1 protein-coding gene is annotated in these 228 nt (G+C 48.7%); it reads left to right on the top strand.

The features are described 5' to 3' along the window. Nucleotides 1–227: hypothetical protein (locus KVT39_RS37755; RefSeq protein ID WP_217591553.1), on the top strand; the 227-nt coding region annotated here is incomplete at its 5' end. Nucleotide 228 lies beyond the last annotated feature (1 nt).

The following is a 228-nucleotide window of genomic DNA, read 5'->3' as shown; positions in this document are numbered from 1 at the left end:
CAATCAAAAGCGACTATCGGATTGATGTGGAAAGAGGATTTGTCGCAGGAGGCAGTCTTGCCGATACACGAGAGCGGAAATCAAAAAATCTCCGGGTGAGCCCACACGCGGTTGGTGGCCCAATTCGGCATTCTGTACATAAACCCCATAGGGGCATCGGCTTGATACTTGATGGTTTTGGAGACTGCTACCGTCTAATGGTTGAACAGACGCATTTTGTTGGTTGAA

The sequence above is a fragment of the Burkholderia sp. GbtcB21 genome (genome assembly GCF_019091065.1).
Lineage (GTDB): Bacteria > Pseudomonadota > Gammaproteobacteria > Burkholderiales > Burkholderiaceae > Burkholderia > Burkholderia pyrrocinia_C.
Note: the sequence above shows the minus strand (reverse complement) of the source record. Positions and strands in the feature narration are given on the sequence as shown.